Annotated in this window: 4 protein-coding genes and 1 tRNA gene; 3 read left to right on the top strand and 2 right to left on the bottom strand. The window is 44.0% G+C overall.

Going from position 1 to position 7,735, the window contains the following annotated elements:
* Window positions 1-67 precede the first annotated feature (67 nt).
* Window positions 68-140: transfer RNA gene (locus tag RMO55_RS11250), tRNA-Trp, on the top strand.
* Between the two features lie 135 nt (window positions 141-275).
* Here the strand turns inward: RMO55_RS11250 and RMO55_RS11245 are convergent.
* Window positions 276-626, bottom strand: coding sequence for a DUF6464 family protein (locus tag RMO55_RS11245; RefSeq protein WP_310426595.1), 351 nt, complete (start codon window positions 624-626; stop codon window positions 276-278).
* Between the two features lie 202 nt (window positions 627-828).
* Here RMO55_RS11245 and psaC point away from each other — a divergent pair, with 202 nt between their 5' ends.
* Together psaC and glmS are read left to right on the top strand one after the other, a co-directional pair.
* On the top strand, window positions 829-1,074 hold the full coding sequence (gene psaC / locus RMO55_RS11240) for a photosystem I iron-sulfur center protein PsaC (RefSeq protein WP_015175986.1): 246 nt from the start codon (window positions 829-831) through the stop codon (window positions 1,072-1,074).
* A 270-nt stretch (window positions 1,075-1,344) separates the two neighbouring features.
* On the top strand, window positions 1,345-3,219 hold the full coding sequence (gene glmS, locus RMO55_RS11235; protein ID WP_310426577.1) for a glutamine--fructose-6-phosphate transaminase (isomerizing): 1,875 nt from the start codon (window positions 1,345-1,347) through the stop codon (window positions 3,217-3,219).
* 428 nt (window positions 3,220-3,647) lie between these two features.
* On the opposite strand, the gene RMO55_RS11230 is transcribed toward glmS, so the two are convergent.
* On the bottom strand, window positions 3,648-7,735 hold a 4,088-nt coding region (locus tag RMO55_RS11230; RefSeq protein ID WP_310426575.1), incomplete at its 5' end, for a hypothetical protein.

Below are 7,735 nucleotides of genomic sequence, written 5' to 3'. Positions count from 1 at the left end.
TTATTAACTTTAGTTTATGATATTATACTAAAGTGCAGTGCCAGGAATATCACTCCACATCACACTTGCGCTTTTAGTTCAGTTGGTAGAACGTTGGTCTCCAAAACCAAATGTCGGGGGTTCAAGTCCTCCAGGGCGCGTTAATGTAGGCTTTAGCGGCAGTAGGGTGGGCACTGCCCACATGCAATTTTGGCAACACACCTATTAATTATTTAATGGGTGAAATTTAGATGGTGGGCAGTGCCCACCCTACGGATGGCTCGATTTTACATATGCTAAGTTTTATATGCACAGCCTTCGCAGGGGCCGATCGGATGTACTGCACAGCGAATTAGGGTCGATCGAGCATTATATTTGCAAGTTGCATCGCCAATGACCCATTGACCATCAATTAAACTCTGCTCCTCAGGACGAATTGCCGATTGGACATATAATGCAATTTTGTCCAGCTTATAACGACCATATTTAAGCTGGTAACGGTGACGACGTTCTAAAACAGTGTAAGTCTTACCATCAAGGTCCAGGTAGTTACCTGGCTGCGGCATCCAATCCAACCGAACTTTAGCCAGTGTTTCTCGCGATTGGGTCAAAATTACCTCAGTGGGCAAAGACTCTGTTTCCGTCATTCGATCTCCATAATCAGCGTCAAGAGATATTCTAAACTATCTCAGTAGAATCCAGCGCAAACATCAAATAACTTACCAGCAAAAGTTAAGGCTTTTTAACTTTTGTAGCCTTTTTGAGAACTAGTATAAGAGCCTGAGGTAAACTAAGCCTTGATTCTTAGTTTTAGTTTTTCTAAAGCTTTATCGTTGGGAGGATAGTCTTATGTCTCATAGCGTCAAAATTTACGATACTTGTATTGGCTGTACTCAATGCGTTCGGGCTTGTCCTACGGATGTATTAGAGATGGTACCTTGGGATGGCTGCAAAGCTGCTCAAATTGCCTCTTCGCCACGTACTGAAGACTGTGTTGGTTGCAAACGGTGTGAAACTGCTTGCCCTACAGACTTCCTGAGTATCCGTGTTTATCTGGGTGCGGAAACGACTCGCAGCATGGGTCTAGCATACTAGGTCCCGCTTGTGACTGGAGACTAAGGGTACGTTGTGGTGCTGTTAGTTTCTAGTCACTAGGGAGTTAGGGAATAGGGGAACTGGATTCTTACCGATAACTTAATCTGTGTCCATCCTCAAATCCTGTAAATCCCGCTCGTTTTTGGATTAGTTGTTACATTCGATCGCAATTTGGGTAACTATAATAGAACGTGAGGCGAATCTCGACTGTGGTGAGACTGCCAGAAAGCGCGAAATTTAAAGATAGCCGTTGCGGGAGCATTAGACTGTATGTGTGGAATTGTTGGTTATATCGGTACTCAACCAGCCCAGTCCATCTTAGTTTCAGGATTAGAAAAACTAGAATACAGGGGTTATGATTCCGCAGGGGTAGCAACTATTATCGAAGGGAATCTAGATTGCATTCGCGCGAAAGGGAAGCTGAAGAACCTGCGCGAAAAAATAGAATCCGCCACGAATTGCGCTCCGATTGGGATCGGGCACACGCGCTGGGCGACACATGGCAAACCAGAAGAATATAACGCCCACCCCCACACAGATACCCAGCGACGGTTGGCGGTGGTGCAGAACGGAATTATTGAAAATTACCGTGAACTGCGGGAAGAACTAAAAAAACAAGGGCACGAATTTCGATCGGAAACCGATACAGAAGTTATCCCTCATCTGATCGCTCAATGCTTTGCCGATGGTGCCGATACCTTAATGGTAGCAGTCCAACAGGCAGTCCACAAATTATCTGGTGCATTTGCGATCGCCGTAGTTTCCGCAGACTATCCCGACGAACTAATTTTAGCCAGACAGCAAGCACCTCTGGTAATCGGTATCGGTGAGGGTGAATACTTCTGTGCATCCGATACGCCCGCAATCGTCCAATATACCCGCACCATCTTACCCTTAGAGAATGGGGAAATGGCACGGTTAACCAGGTCGGGAGTCGAAGTCTACACCTTCGCAGGCGATAAAGTAAATCGTACACCACGCACGATCGCTTGGAATCCGATCGCCGTTGAGAAACAAGGTTTCCGCCACTTTATGGCAAAAGAAATCTACGAACAGCCCGCAGTAGTCAGAACTTGTCTCGAAGCATACCTCGATCTAGATTGGACACCAGACAGCACCAAATCCCCCTTCAAACTAGATCTCCCCGCATCCATTTACAAAGATCTGGAAAATATCCAAATCGTTGCCTGTGGAACCAGCCTCCACGCTGGGATGGTAGGTAAATATCTCATTGAAGAACTCGCCCAAATTCCCACCGCAATTGACTATGCGTCCGAATTTCGGTACTCACCCCCACCACGAACAGCAAATACCCTGACCATCGGCATTACCCAGTCAGGTGAAACCGCCGATACTTTAGCCGCCATCGAAATCGAAAAAACTCGTCGTCTATCGCGAGATCCTAAATATGGTGCTCGCTTACTAGCCATCACCAATCGCACCGATAGTGCCATCACTCGTATTGTCGATTGCGTCATCGACACCCACGCAGGCATGGAAATTGGCGTAGCAGCCACCAAAACCTTCATGGGGCAATTAATGGCGTTTTACTTCCTGTCGCTCGACCTCGCCCATCGTCGCGGGACTATTACAGTCGATCGACTAGCTCAAATCATCACTGGTTTAAAAGTTCTCCCGTCCCAAATTGAAGTAATCTTAGAAACCCAAGAAAAATACATCGAAGAACTCTCCCACAGTTTCCTCGATACCCATGATGCGATCTTCCTCGGTCGTGGCATCAACTTCCCTATCGCCCTAGAAGGTGCCTTAAAACTCAAAGAGATTAGTTACATCCATGCTGAGGGTTATCCCTCTGGAGAGATGAAGCACGGCCCGATCGCGTTGCTTGATGCTAAGGTACCCGTAATTGCGATTACCATGCCAGGGAAAGTATATGAAAAAGCGATTTCTAACGCTCAGGAAGCGAAGGCGCGAGATTCACATTTGTATGGGGTAGTGGCAGCCAGCGACAAGGATGCAGCCGAGATATTTGATAAGGTTTTACCTGTACCAGATGTCGATGAATTATTATCACCTGTATTAACAGTTATTCCGCTGCAATTAATGTCTTATCACATTGCCGCAATGCGCGGACTAGACGTAGATCAGCCTCGCAACCTCGCAAAATCCGTTACGGTTGAATAGTTGAAAAAGTTAGATATGTGACTAAACGTGCTCTGATTTTAGTCTCTAGATCGGAGCGAGCTTTTTCTTTGCTGTTAAATAGTTGTCATAGGTAGTTTAAAATGAATTTACCCTTTACTATCCTTTACTATCCTTTACTTGGCTTTACGAGCTACTTACATATATCGATCTAACTTTTACAAGTAATAGTAGTCGTTTTAAAATGGCACTTGTGAGTAGGAGCGGATTAGAGAGATTTTAGGGATTGTTACTGAAATAGTTAAACATACTACCTGAGATACCCAAATCGAGCCAAGTACAATAAAGATCGCTTAATTCATCATCCAATCATTTGTAAGCAGTAATGTAGTTTAAACTGAAAGCGATCGAGTCAACTAAGACCGATCGCTTTTTCAATCGATAGAAAACGCAAAATTTAAAATTTGCGTTTAACTTAGCAATCCACCAGTACGACGTTCGTTGATCAGAATATCCATCACAGCACCCTTAATCAACTGACTAATGGCTGTTCCCTCGCTTTGGCTGGTTTCCTTTGCTTGTCCATTATTCTGGATAGTGACAGATACCGAACTATTGACATTACCAGCATTATTTGAGGGCTGCTGCATCCCCGACAAGTCTACCGGAATTGATCGACCATTTGGTAAAGGTACGATCGCCTCATTGTGAATTCCTTCACCGACTAATGCGACTGTGGGGGAATTTACGATACCTCCAGTTGCAAAACCAGGAATTTCAGGGAATAGAAACCCCAGATCTAAGCCACCAGTAGAATTACCTTTATTTCCGCCACCAAATAGCATTCCAGTTAATCCACTAAATAGATCGCTACCACCATCCTTTTGATGGCTACTGGGTAGGGATAATAGGAGGGTAGTTAAGGTATCTTGCCCAATAATAGACTTGGGTTTTGGCTTGAATACATCATCAAAAATAGAGAAATCTAGATTTTCTGAAGGATCGTCTATAACTGGTGATGTTAATCCAATATCAATTCCAGATGTTGTATTAGGTTTTGAACCAGGATTTACTAGCCCAGTTGCTCGCATGAACTGACCAAATAAACTATTATCTTTTCCAGAAGCTACTTTGCCTTGCATATCTTCAGCCCCATTAGCTAAGGAGCCAAATAATTGCTGTCCCAGATGTTTAGAAATCAGATCTTGGAAGTTTTTGACGATATTAATAGCAAGGTTCTTAACCGCTTTATCGATGCCATCAAAAGCCCCAATTCCTGCAAAGATATCACTGAAGAATCCAGTAGTAGCCGATCTGAGCGGGTTAATTGCATTCTTCAGTGTATTTGTTTCCAATCCTAACTGTTTGAGTCTTGCGGCGTATAAATCTGCACTAATAGCACCTTGATCGAACTGAAGATCGAGATCGGTTTTGCCTTGGGTGAAGCGTTGTTTGTCTGTTTCGATCTTGGTAAATAAATTTCCATCTTGAGTCGTTGCAAGATAATCAGTTTTTAAGCGATCGACCTGAAGCTGCTCGCGTTTTTGACCGATCGAGACCGATCGATCTGCGGCTGCTCCTACATTTCGATCGAGTTGTTCTCCAGATTGAATCACCTGAGATCGTGTAGCTGTGGCTTTCTTGAGTCTGGCTGTTTCTTCGGGAGCAACTTGTTCGAGTAATTCCAATCGTTTTGGATCGTTAAGATCTATTTTCTGTTTGCTATATCCCGCTGCTTTAAGTTTGGCTTGAATTTCAGACTCGAGGATTGAAATAGCCTCATCAAGCTTATTAAATTCACTAGTTAATGCCTCCTTCGCAGCTTTGAATCGATCGATTATCGATCGAGCTTCTGCTTGAAGATCCCCCCCAAATGTCTTGGGTAAATATTGATTGGAAAGGGCTTGATTATCTGATAATACTTTTCCCGCACCAGGCGCGATCGCATCATATACCGCGCTACCATCGCTGGGTAGTGTCTGGTATTGCTTGGATAACCTGTTGATGGTGACTTGACGTGCTTTAGGGGTGCCGATGGCCCGATCGTTATTCCCGATAAAATCTTGAAGCTTATCAGCATCCTCGTCGTATCCATTTTTGCGGAGAGAACTAATCTGACTGAGTGTAGTTTTGCGGAGATTTGCCCACCCTGCACCTGCTGATTCGATCGATTCAATCTGTTTAAGTAGATTTTCCCGTCGAACTCGCGATTCTTCTTTCAGTCTAGCGACACTAGATTGAGCATCGGTAATAGTGGTGTCGAGTGTTGCAGTATTTGGAATCCCACCATATTGCTGATAAACCTTATCGATCTGTTGATATGCACTCCGATTCTCACTACGATTATATGCCGCAGCTCCTTGTTCTAACTCCGTAGAACGGCGGTTAAAGGCGGGTACCTTCTGGTTAGTTAAATTACGATTTTTGAGAATCTGAGTGTCAATTTTAGTGCGCTCAGTGTCATCTTGCTGATTTGCAAGATTGAGATCTTGACGGAGTTTTTGTTTGGATTGGAGGCTATCTCGATCGCTTAATTGATTGATATTCGTGACATACTCATTTGATAATTTGGCATTATTCTGGATGGATTCGTCAACACCTTGCTGTTGAGCATGATTGAGAATAGCTTGACCCAAGAAGCCTTTACCAACAGATGGCGATCGATCTATACCAGTCGATCGAACAGTATTCCCTAGTGTTAGATATTTATCACCTTGAACTACTGAAGCAATTGCCTTGTTAGCTTCAGCATGGGAAACATTACCCTTTTTATCAAACTGAGGTTTGTAAGTTGCCTCTCCAAAATAGTATTTCTTATTAGGATCGGCTCCTTTAGGTAAACTTTGAAGTTGTACACCAACTTGACCGACTCCATTAAAGCCTAATGCTTTGGCGGCTGCGGTAGTCATGTCCATTTGGCGGCCTGGAATATATGGGCCACCATCGGTAACTTTGGCGTTTACAGTTTTACCACCATAATTAAGTTTGACGATCGATCCGTAAGGAATTTGATCCTTGACTCGATTTTGACCAGGAATGGCGATCGCGTAGTCGTTGCGAGTTAATCGATTCCCGCGACTATCAATTTCACCTGCATTCATTCCCCCACCACCAGGTGTATAGGTGCTGGAATTAACAGATTGAATTGAACTATCGGATTCGAGTAGATCGACTTGAGGAACGACTCGATCTGTTGTTGGTGCAACTTGAGCTATTTGATTAGCTTGCACCGGAAGAACTTTCCCAACTGATTTAGGAGAAGTATCTTTAGTACCAAATAAAACATCATGAACTTCTTGATAATTGAGATGATTGCGTTGTTCTCGATCGGCGGATATTCCAAAGTGTAAATGTGGGCCACCACCAGCCGTGCCAGTTTCACCTAGAAACTGTCCTGCTTCGATGCGAGTTGGTTGGCGGAGACCAGTCCGAGAATGAGTACCTTTATTGAGTAGTTCTGAGGCAATCGATCGCAGGTGAGTATAGTAGTTGTACTCGTAAGTTTTGCCCTGGTATTCAATCGGGGTATCTAACTTTACTCGCACTGATTTTTGTTTTTGGAATCCTGGAGTAGTGGGATCGACATCTTCACCAATCTGCCGAACATGTCCGTCTTCGGCATATTCGAGGGTACCCGCTCCCGCAGCTACTACCTTGGAACCAATGGGGGTCATCATATCCAATCCAGTATCGGCTGGATATCCACCGCCGCGAGAGTTAGTTGCACCAACAACTGGAATTGTTAGGCCACTTCTTTGAGATCGATAAAGCTGTAGATTATTGCTATTAGTAGGATTATTGTTAACAGGTTTAGTCGTTCCTGAATCGAGTTGATTGAGAGGATTGCTAAGTTGTCGTTCGACATTTTGACGTTGAATTTCTTGTAAACCTTGGGTTTGTTCTGTCTGAGTTTGATATTTGCGAGTCTCATTGCCAGCTTGCCGATAATTGGCGGTAATTGCACTTTGTTGCTTACCTAATCTCCGCTCGGTAATTTGCTGAATACTATCGAGGATGGAGTTATAACTTTGGAAAATTTGCTCGAAGATATCATCGGTACTGATGCCCAACTTATCTAGGAATTTGTTATAGGCTCCTTGAATACTGTTTCGTTGGCTTTGAAACATTGCCTTGCTAGAGGTGGTGTCTATTTCTAGCAATGATTGCTCTACCTGCTGCTGGAGGCTGGATATTGCACTTCTAGCTGTGGTGGTGAGGTTAGCTAATCGGTTGCCCAAGCTAATAGTTTGGTCGCTTAATCCTTTGTTATAATCGGCGATCGATTTGATGTAATTATATTGAGTCTCAAATAGGCTCTGATTGGTTTGTGCTAGCTCGGTTTTGACTTGTTGGTACTTAGAGAGGTAGCCGAGTAATGATTGCCCTCTGGTGTCGGTTACGGTGGACTTGAGCCGATCGATCTGTTCTTGAGATACGTTCTCTGGATCTACGCCTAATCCTTGTACCGTGCCACGATTTTCGGGGGTGTAAATAGTCGATTTGAGAGTATCAACTGATTGCTGCTGAAGCGATCGTTTGGCAGATAAGTTGGTAGTAG

Source organism: Chamaesiphon sp. VAR_48_metabat_135_sub (genome assembly GCF_031418915.1).
Classification (GTDB): domain Bacteria; phylum Cyanobacteriota; class Cyanobacteriia; order Cyanobacteriales; family Chamaesiphonaceae; genus Chamaesiphon.
This window is presented reverse-complemented; position numbering and strand designations above follow the sequence as displayed.